This is a genomic window from Shinella sedimenti, from assembly GCF_022601905.1.
Classification (GTDB): Bacteria; Pseudomonadota; Alphaproteobacteria; order Rhizobiales; family Rhizobiaceae; genus Shinella; species Shinella sedimenti.
This window is the reverse complement of the sequence record NZ_JAKVIN010000008.1, coordinates 1-17,169: the sequence shown is the minus strand read 5'-3', so window position 1 is coordinate 17,169 and position 17,169 is coordinate 1. Positions and strand designations below refer to the sequence as shown.

Below are 17,169 nucleotides of genomic sequence, written 5' to 3'. Positions count from 1 at the left end.
TCAACGACATGGTTCTGATCTGAACGCTCAGACTGGCTTGCCAATCAACGGGACCGTGGTGGAGAATTCAGTGCCATCCTTCCACATCCGGTGCAGGATTGTGCCGATGCGCCTTGCCAAAGCCACCATCGCACGCTTAGTGCCTCGGCGTTTGGCAACTTGTGCAGCCCAGCTTCTCAGCCATGTCGAGCGACCTCGATGTATCATAACGGTAGCCGCTTGGCACAAGGCTCGTCGTAGATTGGCGTCCCCAGCTCGCGTAATGCCGCCGATCACGTCGCGCTCACCGGACTGGTTGCGCGACGGTGTAAGGCCAACCCATGGACCAACGTTCTTGGACGATGAGAACCGCGGGGATCATCGACAGCGGATCGGAAAGTTAAGGCGACAACCGCCCCTATACCTGGCATCGTCATCAACAGTCGGCACACAGCGTCGTCCTTCGCCAGCAGACGGACCTGACGTTCGAGCCCAGCGAGTTCATGGCGCAGGCTGGCGCGCGCACGTAACATCGGCCCGGCCGCTCCTTGCAATATGGAATTGCCTTCCACCAATTCTCTGATCCGGGCGTCGAACTGGCCGCGTGAGATGGCGCCCACCTTCAAGCCAAAGTTTCTCAGCAATCCGCGCAGCGATAGCTCCAGCGCGATCATGCCCTGTTGTATTGCTTTGCGGGCGGCCAAAAGCGCGCGAACCTCCTGTGACGAGACGGATTTGCAATGTACAGGCCTGAACCAGCCCAGATGAAGCAGTCGAGCAATCCCTTCTGCGTCGCGCCGATCCGTTTTGATCGGCATTGCCTTCAGTGCGCCCTTGACTTGTCGGGTTTCCATCAGAACGACGTCCAGTCGGGCATCGGCCAGACCGCGATGCAGCCACTGGGACAGCGGTCCGGCTTCCAGCCCTATGATGGCGACCACTCCCTCCAGGGTATTTGCAAAGTCCACGATCGCCTGGGGATCAGTGGGAACCTGCACTTCCTTTGCGATCTTGCCATGCTCATTGATGACACAGATGGCGGTCTTCGCCAGTGATACATCCAGTCCGATAAACAGCTTCATCCCGTATTCCTCCGATTGAGACTGATACGGGAACAGCGACAGCTTGCCGTGAGCAATTGCAAGATGCTTGAGCCGGTGGTGCACGGCGCAGGTCCCGTTACAGCATCTCGTTAAATCAAAGCCAGAAGATGACGGCTGGTGCGATGCATATGCTTGAGAAGAAGGTATGTGCGCAGCGGTCGTACCGGGTTGCGACGCGCCGCCAGTCCTTGAGTTTGGCGAAGAGGTTCTCGACCTTATGACGCTTCTGGTAGAGCGCCTTGTCATAGGGGTATGGCACCTTCCTGCTGCGGCTCGAAGGGATGCAGGGTTCGATGCCCTTTGCCTGCAAGGCTTCTCGGAAGGTCTTGCTGTCATATCCACGGTCAGCAATCAGCGTCTTGGCTGGTGGCAAGGCATTCAGCACGAGACGAGCACCCCTATGGTCGCTCATCTGGCCTTCGCTGAGCAGCATGATGATCGGGCGTCCCTCGCCATCGCAAACGGTGTGCAGTTTGGAGTTCAATCCGCCTTTGGTTCGCCCGATACGACGGGGAACATCCCCTTTTTGAGCAGGCTCGCCGCCGTGCGGTGTGCTTTCAGGTGCGTGGCGTCGATCATGATGCGCTCGGGCCTGGAACCTTCACCGGCGAGCGCCGCGAAGATGCGGTCGAACACGCCAAGGCGGCTCCAGCGAATGAAACGGTTATAGAGCGTTTTGTGTGGCCCGTAATCTTTTGGTGCATCCTTCCATTGCAGGCCATGCTTTATGACGTAGACGATGCCGCTGACGACACGGCGATCATCAACGCGTGGAACACCATGCGCCAAGGGAAAATGCGGCTCGATCCGAGCCATCTGGCGTTCGCTCAGCAGAAACAAATCACCCATCACGGTCTCCTTCCAGAAACCGTGAATCATATCTCATACCATTAATAGGTCCTGAGCCTAGATGGTAATACGTCCGGAAACAAAGCCGAATTATTGGCAGCATGGACCCGCTCTAGTGATCGGACTGAGAGGGCGACAAGATTACCGACCGCGTTAATGGCGTGTGGCGTGACATGCCTTGAGGATGGAAGGGATCTCTTGGAGCGTTCTAATCGCCAATCGAGGTGCTGCCACGACCCGCCCGGCCGGGACGCGAGGAGACGCGGCCGATTTTCTCGAGGATCAATCCCGTGTGGCGAAAGGTCGCCTTGCAGGTTACGCGATCTCTGCTCAGATAAGCGTCATGGAAAAGGCAATGCTCAACCGCGTCTCTAGGCTTACCGACCAAGCACGCTCCCTAACCCGGAGCTGGTAGCACTGATCCTGTAACGCCGCCACAAATCCCAGCCGCTCCGGGAACCATGCAATTGAAAGTGCGGTTCGTTTCGCGTCGCTCGTGCGACGTTCCAATGGAGCGTATCCATGTCCCTTTTCCGATCTCGTCCCATCTGTGTCACGTGTAACCGGCATCTGCCGGGGGCTGCGGCGCGTTGCCCCTGGTGTAAGACATTGATTCCTTCACCTGGTGCCCGCCGTGCTGCCTTTCACAAGCGCAGCGCGTCTCGACAGGCGTTCCTCTGGCTCAAAGAGGATGCCCGATTATGACTTGCGCGACCATAACCAGCGATAACGTCCTAATGGCTTGCCATACGGAAGAGTTGCAGCAGGTCGGGGTTCTCCCTTGGCGTATCCGGCGTGCTGGCGAGCGGAAGCTGTTCCTCATCACCTCGCGCAGGCGGGGGCGATGGATCGTACCCAATGGGTGCCCCAAGAAGGGATATCCTCTCTTCTTCGCGGCCTCGCGAGAAGCCTTCGAGGAGGCAGGGATCATCGGTGATATCTCGTCTGTTCCAGTAACCACCTATCGATACATGAAGGTCCGGGATGACGGATCACAGGTTGCCTGCCGCGGTACCGTCTTCGGCATGAACGTGCGCGGTACGCTGAGCCATTGGTGCGAGAAGGGGCAAAGACAGCGACGATGGTTTTCTCTCGAAGCGGCGGCGGGCAAGCTCGACGATGTCGAGCTTGCCGAGTTCGTAAGAGAGCTCGAATCGGACCCGGAGAGGCTGGAAGCAGGCAGTTCGTCCAATTGGCGAAGTCTTTTTCCGCGGCCCGCATGCACTCGGAAGCTGAGGTAACCACGATGTTTGCAACAGGTTTCGCGTGCCGGATCTCCCCCGCCTTTCCCATCCGCAGGCGCAGTGTCGGACGCTGACTGCCTGGCGTCACTAACTGCGATCGCAAGAGTGACGTCAGGTATTTCTTCAATCCTGAAACCTGCGGAGCAACCCGGCCTAACTATGCCGACGTTGCCCATATACAGAAAGAACCAGACATGACTTTTAGATACAGCCATACCTTCCCCATGAGCGGCCCGAATAAATTGCCGCGCTTCAAGCAGTGGGCGGTCGAGAACATTCCAGGTGTTGCCGTATCCCTGCCGCCCCAGGTGCCGGTCAAGAGCGAGGCGCTCACGGTGCGGCTGAAATCCATCGATGATCGCGACACGCTAATTGGGAAACTGGAAGGCGTCAGCTTCTAACTGCCTGCCTGCGGCGAACGACCGGCCCCCCATCATCCGTAAGCATCCTGTCAGACACAGGTGTTCGTAGGAGGGTCCTACCGTTCGCCGCAGTCTCTTTGCGTATCCTTGCCCTCGACACCGTCAAGTTGCAGCTTTGCCAAGAAATTCGAAACCTCGACCTTGGACTATAGCGCGGCGAACAGGATGAGACGCTGGCGATAATCTGGATGAGATTCTTAGATGGCGGTCAGGATCTACTTATCATGCTGATTGCCGCTGACGAGTTCTTCGTCATTTTCTGATTGCCGCTCCGGACAGACAGCGTTGAGGTCCTGATTGTCGCACACGAGGCCGGTCGGCCCCGCTGGCGTTTTTCCGGAATTATGTAGCAAATGCCACAAGGGTAGCGGTTCGGAATAATATCGCGGTTTAGTTGTGGCCTTGGCGTTCCGTTAATGTTCCGTTAACTCTCGTTCTGTTGGTTTCCACGCAGAACTGAGCCGGTTATGGAGTGAACCCTTCGGGCTGGACCACGGGACAAGGAAAAACTGATACACTCTGCGGGCCTCAATCGGAGAAGGCTCATGAAGTCCCGAGGTCCATATCGTCGGCATTCGACGCCGTTTAAATTGCAGCTTTGCCAGGATATCCGGAACCGCGTCATTGGACAGCGCGATGCGCAGCGCACCTATGGCGTTTCGGCTAACCTCATCCAGTTGTGGCTCACGCAGTTCGATCGTGGCGAACTGAACGACGAGGAAGCAGAGGCTAGTGTTATTTGCCGAGTACGAGGCACACATTGCGGCGCTCGAACGCAAGGTCGGCCAGCTTACCATGGAGCTGGACCTGGTTAAAAAAAACTCCGCGCCAGCCGATCGCCGGCGACAGCGGGAACTCCTCAATCATCACCGGTCCCCGGCCTGTTCTATCAGACGGGGGTGCAAAATGATCGATCTTCATACCGACGCGTAACGCACGAGCTTCAGCGAAGAGGCCACTTGGTCAACCACAAGCGTGTCGCCCGCGTCATGCGGGTCAACGGCCTCGGAATCAAGCCTCGCAAGCTGTATGTTCGCACGACGGATAGCAACCACGATTCACCGATCTACCCGAACCTTTATCGCAATGTGATCCCGTCGCGGCCTAACATGGTCTGGGTGGCTGACTTCACATACATCCGCATAGCCGTCGGCTTCTGCTATCTTGCAGTCATTCTGGACGCTTGCAGCCGGAAAGTCGTCGGTTATGGTCTGTCAAAACGCTTGGATACGCCGCTGGCATTGGCAGCGTTGCATTCGGCGCTTGAGAACAGAAAGCCTCCACCCGGCTGCATCCACCACACGGACCGCGGATGCCAATACGCGAGTGAGACCTATCGACGAGCGCTCGATGCTGCCGGTCTGCAGGGGTCCATGAGCGCCGTCGGTAACCCTTATCACAATGCTCAGGCAGAGAGCTTCATGAAAACCCTAAAAGTCGAGGACGTCTACATCGCCGGCTACGAGACCTTCGCGGATGTAGCCGAACGCTTGCCCAGGTTCATTGAGGAGATCTACAATGCCAAGCGGCTACACTCGGGCCTTGGCTACATGTCGCCAGCAGAATTTGAAACCCAACTCGCCCAGCAGGCGGCTTAGTTTGAAGCGCCTCGCTGGTCCAGCCCGAAGGGTTCACCCACCGCCGGCTCAGTTCTGCGTGGAAACCAACACTTCTGATCAAAGAGGGTCGCGCCCGTCGAAAAAAAGTTGTCGGCCGTCACGCCTTTCCGATCGCCGAGCAGTTGCGAAACATAGCGTTGATCCTCCAGATCCTGCGCGCCAAGGAAGATCTGAACGCGGGCAAACAACGTGACATCACCGTTCTGAGAACTACTCGCTTATTGCTCAGTGAGTGCAACCGGAACAACGAGCCTGTTTCCCGACTTCGGATCTTCGATAAAATCGACCACCACCCCGAATGCTTCGGCAATCACCTCCGGAACTATGACTTCCGAAGGTGGGCCGTGGCGGAGAACGCGGCCATTCGAAACGACAATCATGTTGTCCGCAAAGTTGGCTGCCTGATTGAGATCGTGCAGGACCATGACAATGGTCTTGCCGTTTTCTCTGTTCAGATGCTTCAGGAGTGTCAGAACCTCGAACTGATGAGCCAGGTCAAGAAATGTGGTAGGCTCGTCCAGCAGCATCGTTCTACTATCCTGCGCGAGCGCCATCGCGATCCAGGCACGTTGTCTCTGGCCGCCGGAAAGCGTTGAAAGTTCGCGCTCTGCGAACTTCTTCATCCCAGTCAACTCTAGGGCGGAAGAGATTTTGTCCTTGTCGAGGGCATTCAGTTGCGCGAGCGGGCTCTGCCAGGAGAACCGGCCGTAAGCAACAAGTTCGGCCACGCGCAACCCATCAGGGGCTTCGGGCTTCTGCGGGAGGATGGATATTCTCCTCGCAACCTCCTTGGATCCCATCGTGTGAATGTCCTTTCCATCAATGAGGACAGAACCACGGGTAGGTTTCAGCAGCCGGGCAAGGTTCTTCAGGATCGTACTCTTGCCGGAGCCATTTGCACCCACGAGAGCGGTGATGCGCCCGTCGGGGATGACGAGGTCGATATCCGTCAGGACGGATTCCGCTCCGTAGGTAAAGGTGAGAGCCGTGCTTTCAAGTGTCATGTCTGATCATCGCTTCATGGCGGTTGCCATCAGATAGAGGAAATACGGCGCGCCAAGTAAGGCTACAACGACGCCGACCGGTAGCTCAACCGGCGCCAGAACACTACGCGCAGCGGCATCGGCCGCAACCATCAGGGTCGCGCCGGTCAATGCTGCGGCGATCAGCAGAAGCCCGTGACGGGGGCCAACAAGCCGGCGCGCAATATGAGGACCGAGCAAGCCGACAAATCCAACGCCCCCGACGATGGCGACGGCGGTGCCCGCCAGCCCGACGGCAGTTACAAGCAACAGGATGCGACGAGGTTGAACTTGCAGACCAATGCTACTGGCTGTCTCATCTCCCAGATCGAGAACGTCCAGAGCCTTCGTTTGTGACAGAGCCATCGAGATCAGCAGCATGAGCCATGGGAGCATCATCAGGACATCGTGCCAGCCCTTTCCAGACGCCGAGCCCGAGGTCCACATGACTGCTGCATCGTATAACCGACGATCGAGACGCATGGAGATGATCAATGTGACCGCCGTCAGACCGGCATTTATGACGATGCCGGCCAGTAACAGACGGTTCGGATCGAGACGTCCGCGCTTGTAGGTGAGGAGATGAACGAGGATCGCCGCGGAAAATGCACCCAATGATGCGGCAAGCGGGCGAGACAGCGTGGGGTGTAGGATACTTTCCTGCGTGAGATACAATTGCAGCATGACCGCCAGACCCGCACCGGACGTGAGCCCCAGTATGCCCGGATCAGCAAGTGCATTGCGTGAGACGGCCTGCAGGATCGCCCCGGACAGCGAGAGGGCAAGCCCCACCAGAATGACAACGATCAGGCGCGGAAGCCGGATGCCGAAGAGCACGAGATCCTGTTGCTCCGTCCCGTTGCCGGCGAGCGTTTCGAGCGCGGCCCTTGGCCCGACCGGGTAAGATCCCACCTGGAGGCTTGTCAGCGTCGCCAGCATCAGAACACCCACGAGAATGACGAGATTACGGGTGCGCATCTCAGGTGCGCCTCATCAGCCACAAGAAAAAGGGGACACCGATGAGCGCCGTGACGAGCCCGACCGGCGTTTCATAGGGTGGATTGACCATGCGGGCAAAGAGGTCGGCTATCACCAGTAAGAGAGCGCCGCAGAGCGCCGAACCAGGGATTACCCAGCGATAGTCCACGCCCAGGATGAAGCGGACGACATGTGGCACGACGAGCCCGATGAAACCTATGCCGCCAGCAAGTGCTACAGCCGTTCCGGCCAAAAGCAAGGTCACGACGACACCGCCGATCTGCGCGGCGCGGAGGTTCTGACCAAGGCCTGCTGCAACGTCGCTGCCCAGCGAGAGTAGCGTAACGGATCGCGAGATCGCCAGCGCTCCGACAAGTCCGGCCGTCATCCAGGGAAACGCAAGGTTCAGTTGGGGCCATCGCACGCCCTGGAGACCTCCGGCAACATAAAACAGAACGTCCTGCGCTATCCCGAAGTAGATGACGAGAATGCTCGTCATTGCTCCAAACAGGGCGGACACCGCCGCGCCGGCCAAGGCCAGCCTGACAGGCGCAAGCCCCCCGGGATGAGCCGAGCCGATGCCATAGACCAGTACGACACCGAGAAACGCCCCCAGAAAGGAGAGCATGATCAGTCCGGTGAAGCCGATTGTCGGAAAGAAGACGAGGCCAAGCGCAAGCAAGAGGCCTGCGCCGGCATTCAGGCCCATGAGCGAGGGACTTGCAAGCGGATTGCGCGTCATTCCCTGCATGATCGCTCCGGCCGCACCCAAGCTTGCGCCGACCAGCAGCGCCGCCACCGTGCGAGGAAGGCGGAACTCGCGGATGACAAGATGATCCGGTTCGAGCGCATCGAAACTGAAGAGTGCTGCAACGATCGTACCCGGCTTTATATCTGCGGCACCGACCATGACGGACACGAGCGTGCCGGCAATCAGCAGTGCTGCAGCTGCAAGCAAGACAACGCTGCGCCCGCCGATCATTGTTTGTCCGCAATCAGCCTGGCCACGTCGTCAACGATCCTGCCGAAACTTATGGGGCCGCTGGACTGGTTCCACGGCTCGATATCGACTTCGTAGACGTGGCCGTTTCTGACGGCGGGGAGGCTCTGCCAGAGCGTGGTTGCCTGAAGACCCTGCATTCTTGCAGCGTCCTCGATCATCAGGAAAATATGATCCGCGGTAAGTTGCGGAATGATCTCGTTCGATACAGTGACATTGTTCTCCTCGAGCGGCACCAGTGGATGTGGCTCCATGCCCAGATCGCGGAAAAGAACCTGTCCCGAACGCCTCGCACCACCGTAAACCCTGATATCCTTCTCGCGCACCCGCAGCACGAGGACCGTTTCCCCGGCATGCGCGATCTTCAGCCTTTCCTTGACCTCGCTCGCACGCTGGTCGTAGGAGGCGATCGCGTCTGCAACGGGTGAGGCACAGCCCAGAGCCCGACCCGTCGCGAGAAACCATTCCCGCCAGTCTTCCTTCGGCTCGTCGACGAGCAACGTCGGCGCAATTGCGTTCAGCAGCGGATAGGCATGCCCGTGTTCAGTGGCGGTGGCGAGGATCAGATCGGGCTGCAACGAGAGAATGGTCTCGAAATCCGGGGTAGTCTGCTGGCCGACTACATGCGCCCCCTTCAGGGCATCGGCCAGATGGCTTGGCAGTTTCCTGCCATGCTCCACCGTTCCGACCGGCACCTCTGTGCAGACCAGCAAGGCCTCCGCAAAGATGTTATGGAGGGTTACGACCCGTTGCGGATGAAGCGGAATACGCGCTTGTCCTAGCTGGTGCGATACGGTTCGCATCTGGCTGTCTGACGATACGACCTCAAGTGAACCGCTCAGGGCCGGCTGCGACGCCAGCGCCAATGCTGCGGCGAACACCATCGGGAAGACGAGTCGTCTTCCCGATGCAATGGATGGATGTTGGCCGAAGATGCGCAACAACCTGCTTCCTCTATCACCAGGTATAGGAAGCACGCACATAGTAGCTGCTATAGGACGGTTCGCTCGACCTCGTCAGGCTGGTAATGTTGCTATCCCGGTCGAACGTCGTTCGTACACGCTTATCGGTGGGGCGCAGGAGATTGAGCGCACTGAACGACAGGTTGAAGTTCTCGCTGAGGGCGGTCTTGATGCTGAAGTCGAGGCGATTGAGCGTCGAAAACTCGGTGTGAACGTTGTTTACAACTCCAGCGGTGTTGGTGGCCTGAGCAATGTTCTGCGAGTAGCCGTAAACCGTATTGAGGTTCAGGCCGAATGTCATTTTCCAATCGGGCACGAAATAATCGAGCCCGATGTTCGAGACGAAATTCGGGGTTTCCGCGAAACGGCGCGTCTGCCCGGTCAGCTGATCCGTCAGGCTGCTTCGCATAGCGGTCGCGTTGGCGAAGAAGGTCAAATTCGGCATTTCCACAAAATCCAGGGAAGACCGGACCTCGAGCTCGGCACCGTAGAGCGTACCGTCGCCGACATTGCGGGGATCCGAGACCCAGCGTCCCGCTTCCTGGCTCAGCGCACTTTCGATCTTGTTATGGAAATTTCTGGCAAAGAGATTTGCTGAAACGATACCCTTGCCATCGAGGACATGCCAGTCGAACCCGCCATCAACACCCCAGATGTCTTCCGGTCTGGTGTTCGGGTTACCGCGGGTATCAGGTGAGGACAATGTCCCGCTGTTGGTGGACAGGGTGGGCGTGAGGTCACGAAGATCCGGGCGCCGCAATGTGCGTGCAACGCCCATGCGGAAATCGAGATCGTCGTTCATGCTGTACTTGTACTGCAAGGACGGATTTACAAATGTCTCGTCGATGCTGAAGTCGTTGCCGAGAACATCGGTCGTTCTGGTCGAGCTGTTCTCAATGCGGAGACCGGCAGTAAATTCATCCGGCCCAAACAGCGAGAATTTATCCATGATGTAGCCATAGAAGATGTCTTCGCCGACCTTATAGGTTCGTCCAAAATTCGGTTCGACACCTCCGTTGCGGTAGCGCGTCTCCTGCTCCCTGCGCGTGCTGAACGAGGCGCCAAAACCTCCTTCGATGGCATGACCATCGATCTGTGCATTCAGGACGAAGCCGGGCGCGGTCCTGCCAAGCTTGATCCCCGCGATGCGCTGATCCGGAGATGGAAGACCGACTGGCAGGCCTGTGATCGGATTGAGCGTCTGCTGCGATCCATCGCGGGTGGTATCCTCAGTGCCAGTCTGCCAGTCGAGGAAGAGACGAGACTGGGTTTCGGCGCTGAAATCGTGCTTCCATTCATTGTAGGCTGCAAATGTCTGGCGCGTGCGGTTGCGCATCTCATCCGTACGACGATCAAAACCCGTCTGAGCCGTATTCAGACGATATTCGCTCTGCTCACGAAGCTCATGCGATCGCGAGAAAGTCGGTGCAAAGGTGAGGGTATCATCGTCGGTAATGTCGTACTCGAAACGCCCGTTCGCGAAGTACTCATCAAACTCGCGAGCCTGTTCCTGCCGGCTGCCGCGGTTGGGTGTCGTGCCATTCGCACCGAAAATGTCTTCCGCACTGCTCTCGTTGACCCGGCGACGCTGAGCCTGGCCACCCAGAAAATAGCGGAATGCGCCTTCTTCTCCCGAGGCCCAGCCGGAGGCATCGCCAATCGGGCCGTTCTCGGTAAGATAGCCGCCACCCAGCGAAAGACCACCGCCATCTTTCTTGAACTGGCGCTTGGTGATGATGTTGACGGTTCCCGCCGCACCAAGTGACGAGCTGTTTGCCAACGGGCTTCGGATGATCTCTATGCGCTCGATCATCGCGGCAGGAATGCGGTCAACTTCAAAGTTGCGGCTTGCATCACCGTCAATCAACGGGCGCCCGTCGATAAGCACCTGCGTGTACTCTTTGCCAATACCGCGCAGCTTGATCTCGCGTGGGCGGTTCACGCCGGGAAAGGTGACGCCAGGAAGGCGACGAATGGCATCGCCCGCACTCAGATCATTAAACTGGTTGAGCTGCTCACCCTCGATCACGACTTTCGCATTCGGGGATTCGCGACGTGCAATCAATGCGGATTCGGCAGAACCCTCGACGCCGCCTCCCGTGACGATGATGGCCGGCAGCTCATAGACTTGATCCGCCTGCTGCGCAGCCACGGGACCAACCATCATGGCTCCCAGCCATACTGTCTGCAATCCACGGCGAAACACGGCGTTGAAAATCTTCATCTAAAAAGCCCCCTGAGATAAAGTGGAGCTGCAATGTCATCTTTTTGTCGTAATTGCAATGGCCGGCCACGTTGATGCCGCTTTTTATAGAAATGGCCCTTCCTATGTGTGCCGTACCGCTGTGACATGACACTCGTTGAGTTCGCATTGCATGATCGCGTGCTGTGCTCGATTAAGGCGACGCCATGCGCATCACCTCATAAGGCTCTATGAGTGGCCGGGCGGCCAGCTGCTTTGAGCGGGGCCGCGACGACCCACGTGATTGGAAACTTCGGCCAACCTAATCGATCTCGACCGTCGTCGTGCCGCAGCGACGAGAGATGTAGTCAGCGGTTTCCGGATCGTTGATGGCGGCAAAGCTGATCCAGCTAGCGCTCTCGAACCACTAGCTTGAAGCGTCGCGCCCGCCGTAGGTTTCGCGCAACTGGCCGATCGACTGATAGATCATCTTCAGCGTGATGCCATACTTTCGACCGGCGTCGCGCGCGGTCTCCAGAATCCGCATATACCTGAGGCGGGCGACCTGTCGTTCCGCAGATTGGGCTTTACTAACGTCGGGCCCCAACTGGCGGTTGGACTTAAGAACGTACGGTGGCTTTGCCGATGCGGCCGCCTTCCGCTGCAATTCAGTACAGTCAGCCAACTTGCGCTCCCGTAGCGGGGGGCTGGCAGCAATGGCTTCGAGAGCTTTCTGGATGACATCTGTTTGCATCGGCACCTCGACTTTGTTCCCTTTATGTTCTAATCGGGGCAAGCAAGGGTCAAGGAGGCTCAGAAGCCAAACCTACTTGCGCTGCAAAACGATCTTGCTCGTAACGACCGCCTTACCCGTGGCGGGGTCCATATCCGTCGTCGTCAATGTGAGCCCGCGAGAACCGGATTTAGCCACCGAGAGCCGCGCCTGGCGGTCTCCGTTTACTTCCTTTGCCCACCGAATGGTGAGGTTCAACGCTTTGCCGCTTCTCTTGCCTTCCAAGGTTGCCGGGCCGGAGCCCGCGCCAACGTACGACCCTCGGTAAGCACCGGCCTTGCTCGTCAGGTCAGCTTTTATCGTGCGTGAAACGACGACCAGTCCTCGACATTTTCCATTTAGAGAGAGGGTGCTTGAAGTTGTGTTGGAGCGAAAGCTGCACGAAACGTTGATTGGGTCCCTATTGGTACGCAGGCGCACTTGTCCTGTCCCTTCGTACTGCCCTTTCAGCGACGTGAGAAACTGCTCTTCGCTAGCAGTGGCGGGATGCGTCTGTGTTAATGTCAGGCCGGCCGCCAGAATGGCGATTGTGATAGTCTTCATAACTGACTCCCTATTTATGTGGAGCAGAAAGACCATATGGGCGAGTGTTGTTCCGATCTCACGAGTAGGAGACGCGATCTGAACCTTTATCCGCCGTTCTCAACCGCTGCGCCGGGTTCACTCCGGAAAACCAAGCCGCTTTGAAGTCGGTACGCCACCTCCACGCATACTCATGGAGAGTTGACACGCCCAGTTCATAGAGTGATGAAACTTCAATAGCTTAGCAGATGAAGAGCACGGGATCGCTGGTTCGCATCCCATCAAGAGCAAGGCTATGACCGCTTCGGGCCAAGACCAACAACCCATGTATGGTGAATATGGCCCTCTTACAGCGATGCTCCTACGCAAAAATGGCGCTCACGGCAACTAAACAGATCAATTACTCAATAATGATCTGAACTCATATCTTTTGCGTTGACTGGTCGTGAACGTCTAAGATAGATTGGCGTCGTCCACGCACAATGGCTGATAGGTAGGATGGCACAATCTGAGTCAGAAGCCCTGCGGGAAATCGGGCAGTTGCTGAAGGCTACGCGAAAAGGCCGGCAACTGACGCAGGAGCAGGTTGCCGACATGGCGGGAATATCGCGTCCGCGTTATCGCGAGATAGAAGCCGGAAGCAGTGCCGCGCGCACGACGACCCTGATCAACATCGGCCGCGCGCTCGGGCTTGAGCTAATGCTTATACCCCAAACCATGGTTCCGGCTGTCGACGCACTGCTGCGGCCATATGACGATCTCGATGATGTTCCGGCATTCATGGCTCATCCCGACGGGGATGAGAATGCCTGAAGCTTCCTATGACCTGAAATCCATTTCATCGCTCGACGTCCTGCTGAACGATGTGAGGGTCGGCACGGTTATCCGGACGCCTGGCGACTTTAACGCCTTCAGCTTCGAGGAGAGCTATCGCGCGACGGGCGGCTTTCCGGTGCTGAGCCTGTCTTTCCGTGCAGCTACAGGAGCCCTGCGCAAGGACCCCAAACCCGTTGCCAGAGCGTTGCCGGCATTCTTCGCCAATCTGCTCCCCGAAGACAAGCTGCGCGAGGCGATGGAAAAACACCACGCAGGGAGCGTTCGCGCCGGAAACGATTTCGATCTGCTCGTCGCATTGGGCTCGGATCTGCCAGGCGCCGTCCGCGTTGTGCCGAGCGACAGGACGGTTACCCCCCTCGACAACCCGCCTACCTCCAAACCGAAAGCCCGATTTTCAATCGCCGGCGTCCAGATGAAGCTTTCAGTCATCAAGAATACGGGCAAGGGTGGTGGACTGACCTTGCCGCTCGGCGACGACCAAGGATCCTACATAGCGAAGTTTCCATCGACCTCGTTTCCCGACGTTTCGGAAAACGAATATGCCAATCTTGCGTTGGCGGAAGCTATCGGCATGGAAGTGCCGGAGCGGGAGCTTGTCGAGCAATCGGAGTTTGAAGGTATACCGAAGGAGTTCGAGACTCTGTCCGATGGAAAAGTCTTGCTCGTCAAACGTTTCGATCGTGCCGCAAACGGAGAGCGGATCCATATCGAGGACTTCGCGCAGGTGTTTGGTGTCTATCCGTCCCGCAAATACGAGGGAGCAGCCTATCATGACATCGCTGCAGCGCTGAACGTTGCCGTTTCGTCCGACGCTGCGCTCGAGTTCGTCCGCCGGCTGGCTTTCGCTGCAATCACCGGCAATGGCGACATGCATCTGAAAAACTGGTCGCTGATCTATCGCGGAGCGGGCGACAAACCGGCGTTGTCGCCTGTCTACGACGTGCTTTCGACAGTACCTTACATCCCTTCGGACGCCATGGCGCTGTCGCTTGCCGGCGAGCGCCCCTTCAAGGCGTTGAATGCACAACGATGGAAAGCCTTCGCCAATCGTGCGCGCTTGCCGGAACCGGCCGTACTCAAGGCGGTGACCGACACGGTTGAGCGCGTGAACGAAGTTTGGTGGTCGTTGCCGGAACGAACAGTCGTTCCCGCCAGAGTGCTCGAGCGCATCGACACGCATGTGCGGCTTATGACCACGATCCTTGGCACCTGTGCCGATTGAGGCCATCCGTCGAAGCGGTGACGAAACCCCGTCCTGGCCGCGCGCCAGTTCTTTCCATTTGAGGCAGGGAACAAGCTCAGCTTCAAAGTAGGCAGAAGCACAATTGCACTGTCTTTCACCCTCTGGGAGACGAACAATTCACACCAGAGAATCACGGCGCCTCTCCCCTCGCTGGAAACTCTGAAGTCTTCAGCGGTGCTAAAGGGTCGAAGGAGCGCCATAGGTGAACCGTGGATCTGCCGCGGGAACTCCAGCCTGCCCTAAGGAATTCCCCGTAGCGTAGCAATGTTACGATTGTCTAACCCGTGCGCCGGCGCGCCAATCTGGGCTGTTCGCTTCTTTCTTAACGCGTTGGTCGACCTGTTCTAGCCGTTGGCTGTCGGACGATTGAAATGTGATGTTCACCGCGCCCAACGCAATGTCCGCGACAGGATTTACCCTGCGGCAACGAAGGTTTTTCGGTCGCCGATGGGAGCGGGACGACCGCCCCGCTTATTTTAAACTTGGCTTGCATCGTTTCCTGCGACGAGTACGTCCCCGTTCGGGAACGGTCGCAGTGGCCGTCATTTCCAGTCGTTTCCCCTAAGGGCGTTTTGTGGAATATTGCCCCTTAATTCCGTGCTTCCTCGGCCATGTAGCACCCGCTGTCACGCAAATTTTCGAGGTTGGCTTGACGAACTTGCGTGCCATTAACGGCCCTTTTTTGCCTCATCATTTTCGATACCTTCCGCGAAACCTCCTCGAGCGTCGCCATAACCCGGTTTAACTGCGAGAGCGTGCTCGTCAGCTTAGGATCATACCGCACGACGACATATTCGGTCGCTGAGGAGAGCGTTTGCAAATGTGCAAGGGTACGGTTGCGAAGTACTAGCCCTGTGCTGACCGCTATTCGCGCCCGCTCACCCAAGTCATGTCGAAAGGTGCCAATTGGTTGTTCCTCAATACCTTTTACCCGAAGAAGGGCATCGAGATAGAGCTCTATGGCATGAAGAGCCAAAAGCCGTTGTGGAAGTTGTGTGGGAGGTGGTGCAACTTCAAGTTTGAAGGCGGCGGCGCGATATTGCGACGCCAGACTCAGTAAATCCTGCACTTTTACAGTGTTCGTGCCCTTCATTTTGGCAAATCCCCCATCAGAGCGAAACCTTGGAGTTTGATCCAATCGACTCGTCTGTCGGTCGCAAAAAATGCTCTTGGTTTTCGCGTCCAGCGATACGGATAAGGTCCTTCAGGATGGTGCGTAACTGTGGCCAAGGGGCGTCTTGAAGCTTAAGGCCAGGATCGTGCGTAACGATCAGGCAATGCAGCTTCGCGGCAACTTCCACCGCCGATGAGACTGGTGCAATCAACATCACCCGCCCCGTTAACAATGCTTGTTCTGCGAGCTCTTCTTCTAGAGCAGCGATGTCACAATAGGCAGTGCACTTATCAGCCCGTTTGCGTGTTTTCTGACGTTCGCACAGATCGACCCCTCCAGGAGCGGTATACAAGTGAGCGACGCGCTCGGGAGCGGCCAGCGATCGATCGGCGCCGCCGTCATTAACACTTTTCGGCTGAGCACTCGGTAAATTGCCCGATGATAGCATCATGTCGGAAGCAAGCCGTTTTTTTCGAAGAGCGTATCGGACGCGGCTTTGGTAATATGTGTACCAGATGGGCCATAGTTCCCTAACCGGTGTCGGACCGCTTTCCCTTCTTCCGCCAATTCTCGAAACGCCCGTGCTCAACACTTGCGCGGCGATCCGCAGAAGGTTGCGACGATCGATATGGTATGGAAGATTTTTGCCGCAGCTTTCGTCGGCACCTTTTTTTCTAAGCTTAATTGCCGGCAAAGTTCTGCTATTCTCAGAATCAGCCATGATCCAAGCTCCTGTAAGCTAGATTGTGGTTAGGCTGGTCCCGCGTGGTACGAACACGTGGGGCTAGCCGATTGCAAATCAGGAGGGTACCGGTGCCAAGCCAAATGAGCAAGAAAAATCACAACAGTGTTGTGAAATGAATGGTATCCAGTGCAAACTTGCTCGTGTCGCCTTGGGATGGGGTGTGCGCGACCTAGCTGCCGCGGCAAACGTATCGACGCAGACGATAAGCCGCCTGGAAAGAGGTGAACTGCTGAGGGACGCCACACTGGGCGCGATAACGCAGGTGTTTGAGGTCGCTGGCATAACATTCATAGAGGATAGCAGCGACGGCTTCGGCATAATTGTTAGGAAGCTGCAACCGACGTTGGCGGATCGCTAGGTAATCGAGTCCCGTATCCGCAATTGGCATTGGCCATCTCGGGCGCCCGCTGTTCGAGCGCACGGCCAACCGCATCAACCTGACCGCTGAGGGCAGCGATTTCCTGCCAACGGTCCAGGTTGTGTTTCGGCCCTTTAATTGCGGGACTTAGTCAAGTCTGTTTTGTCCGTGCCGGGGTCATGGTCCTTTTCGAGGTC

17 protein-coding genes and 2 pseudogenes are annotated in these 17,169 nt (G+C 57.4%); 6 read left to right on the top strand and 13 right to left on the bottom strand.

Annotation, left to right across the window (positions count from 1 at the left end):
- Nucleotides 1-27 precede the first annotated feature (27 nt).
- Together MKI86_RS18205 and MKI86_RS18200 are read right to left on the bottom strand one after the other, a co-directional pair.
- Nucleotides 28-1,061, bottom strand: a pseudogene (locus MKI86_RS18205) (IS110 family RNA-guided transposase).
- Nucleotides 1,062-1,176: 115 nt separating this feature from the next.
- A protein-coding gene (locus tag MKI86_RS18200; RefSeq protein ID WP_241603791.1) for an IS5 family transposase occupies nucleotides 1,177-1,931 on the bottom strand; the annotation gives its coding sequence in 2 pieces (ribosomal slippage) (nucleotides 1,177-1,598 and nucleotides 1,598-1,931; 756 coding nt in all).
- Between the two features lie 701 nt (nucleotides 1,932-2,632).
- Between MKI86_RS18200 and MKI86_RS18195 the strand changes: the two genes are divergently transcribed.
- Nucleotides 2,633-3,172, top strand: a complete 540-nt coding sequence (locus MKI86_RS18195) for an NUDIX hydrolase (RefSeq protein WP_306424473.1) — start codon at nucleotides 2,633-2,635, stop codon at nucleotides 3,170-3,172.
- A 197-nt stretch (nucleotides 3,173-3,369) separates the two neighbouring features.
- The gene (locus MKI86_RS18190; protein WP_241603788.1) at nucleotides 3,370-3,576 is read left to right on the top strand and encodes a hypothetical protein; all 207 of its coding nucleotides are present in this window, start codon (nucleotides 3,370-3,372) and stop codon (nucleotides 3,574-3,576) included.
- A gap of 756 nt (nucleotides 3,577-4,332) precedes the next feature.
- Here the strand turns inward: MKI86_RS18190 and MKI86_RS23805 are convergent.
- The gene (locus MKI86_RS23805) at nucleotides 4,333-4,464 is read right to left on the bottom strand and encodes a hypothetical protein (RefSeq protein WP_256465747.1); all 132 of its coding nucleotides are present in this window, start codon (nucleotides 4,462-4,464) and stop codon (nucleotides 4,333-4,335) included.
- Between the two features lie 32 nt (nucleotides 4,465-4,496).
- Between MKI86_RS23805 and MKI86_RS18185 the strand changes: the two genes are divergently transcribed.
- Complete coding sequence (locus MKI86_RS18185; RefSeq protein ID WP_256465746.1) at nucleotides 4,497-5,195, top strand: IS3 family transposase; 699 nt, start codon at nucleotides 4,497-4,499, stop codon at nucleotides 5,193-5,195.
- On the opposite strand, the gene MKI86_RS18180 is transcribed toward MKI86_RS18185, so the two are convergent.
- The 8 genes and pseudogenes from MKI86_RS18180 to MKI86_RS18145 all read right to left on the bottom strand — a co-directional run bounded on the left by MKI86_RS18180 (nucleotide 5,192) and on the right by MKI86_RS18145 (nucleotide 12,696).
- On the bottom strand, nucleotides 5,192-5,404 hold the full coding sequence (locus MKI86_RS18180; protein WP_241603783.1) for a hypothetical protein: 213 nt from the start codon (nucleotides 5,402-5,404) through the stop codon (nucleotides 5,192-5,194). The genes MKI86_RS18185 and MKI86_RS18180 overlap by 4 nt on opposite strands.
- Before the next feature lie 30 nt (nucleotides 5,405-5,434).
- Nucleotides 5,435-6,220, bottom strand: a complete 786-nt coding sequence (locus tag MKI86_RS18175) for an ABC transporter ATP-binding protein (protein WP_241603780.1) — start codon at nucleotides 6,218-6,220, stop codon at nucleotides 5,435-5,437.
- 6 nt (nucleotides 6,221-6,226) lie between these two features.
- On the bottom strand, nucleotides 6,227-7,216 hold the full coding sequence (locus MKI86_RS18170; protein ID WP_241603777.1) for a FecCD family ABC transporter permease: 990 nt from the start codon (nucleotides 7,214-7,216) through the stop codon (nucleotides 6,227-6,229).
- A 1-nt stretch (nucleotide 7,217) separates the two neighbouring features.
- The gene (locus MKI86_RS18165; protein WP_241603774.1) at nucleotides 7,218-8,198 is read right to left on the bottom strand and encodes a FecCD family ABC transporter permease; all 981 of its coding nucleotides are present in this window, start codon (nucleotides 8,196-8,198) and stop codon (nucleotides 7,218-7,220) included.
- A complete protein-coding gene (locus tag MKI86_RS18160) occupies nucleotides 8,195-9,157 on the bottom strand; it encodes an ABC transporter substrate-binding protein (RefSeq protein WP_241603771.1) in 963 nt (320 codons plus the stop codon). Before MKI86_RS18160 ends, MKI86_RS18165 begins: the two co-directional genes overlap by 4 nt.
- Nucleotides 9,158-9,173: 16 nt before the next feature.
- Entirely contained in the window at nucleotides 9,174-11,402 is a 2,229-nt protein-coding gene (locus MKI86_RS18155; RefSeq protein ID WP_241603768.1) for a TonB-dependent receptor plug domain-containing protein, read from the bottom strand.
- A 184-nt stretch (nucleotides 11,403-11,586) separates the two neighbouring features.
- Nucleotides 11,587-11,928: pseudogene (locus MKI86_RS23890) on the bottom strand (type IV secretory system conjugative DNA transfer family protein); the annotation flags it as partial.
- Between the two features lie 258 nt (nucleotides 11,929-12,186).
- Nucleotides 12,187-12,696, bottom strand: coding sequence for a hypothetical protein (locus MKI86_RS18145; RefSeq protein WP_241603765.1), 510 nt, complete (start codon nucleotides 12,694-12,696; stop codon nucleotides 12,187-12,189).
- Between the two features lie 477 nt (nucleotides 12,697-13,173).
- Between MKI86_RS18145 and MKI86_RS18140 the strand changes: the two genes are divergently transcribed.
- Both MKI86_RS18140 and MKI86_RS18135 read left to right on the top strand, forming a co-directional pair.
- A complete protein-coding gene (locus MKI86_RS18140; RefSeq protein ID WP_241603762.1) occupies nucleotides 13,174-13,488 on the top strand; it encodes a helix-turn-helix domain-containing protein in 315 nt (104 codons plus the stop codon).
- Nucleotides 13,481-14,734, top strand: coding sequence for a type II toxin-antitoxin system HipA family toxin (locus MKI86_RS18135; RefSeq protein ID WP_241603759.1), 1,254 nt, complete (start codon nucleotides 13,481-13,483; stop codon nucleotides 14,732-14,734). The genes MKI86_RS18140 and MKI86_RS18135 overlap by 8 nt, the downstream gene beginning before the upstream one ends.
- A gap of 610 nt (nucleotides 14,735-15,344) precedes the next feature.
- Here MKI86_RS18135 and MKI86_RS18130 read toward each other — a convergent pair.
- Nucleotides 15,345-15,848 carry a hypothetical protein gene (locus tag MKI86_RS18130; RefSeq protein WP_241603756.1) on the bottom strand — a complete coding sequence of 168 codons (504 nt, stop codon included), beginning with the start codon at nucleotides 15,846-15,848 and terminating at the stop codon, nucleotides 15,345-15,347.
- Between the two features lie 16 nt (nucleotides 15,849-15,864).
- A complete protein-coding gene (locus MKI86_RS18125) occupies nucleotides 15,865-16,590 on the bottom strand; it encodes a hypothetical protein (RefSeq protein ID WP_241603753.1) in 726 nt (241 codons plus the stop codon).
- Between the two features lie 136 nt (nucleotides 16,591-16,726).
- On the opposite strand from MKI86_RS18125, the gene MKI86_RS18120 reads away from it, so the two are divergent.
- The gene (locus MKI86_RS18120; protein WP_241603750.1) at nucleotides 16,727-16,972 is read left to right on the top strand and encodes a helix-turn-helix domain-containing protein; all 246 of its coding nucleotides are present in this window, start codon (nucleotides 16,727-16,729) and stop codon (nucleotides 16,970-16,972) included.
- Nucleotides 16,973-17,169: the final 197 nt, after the last annotated feature.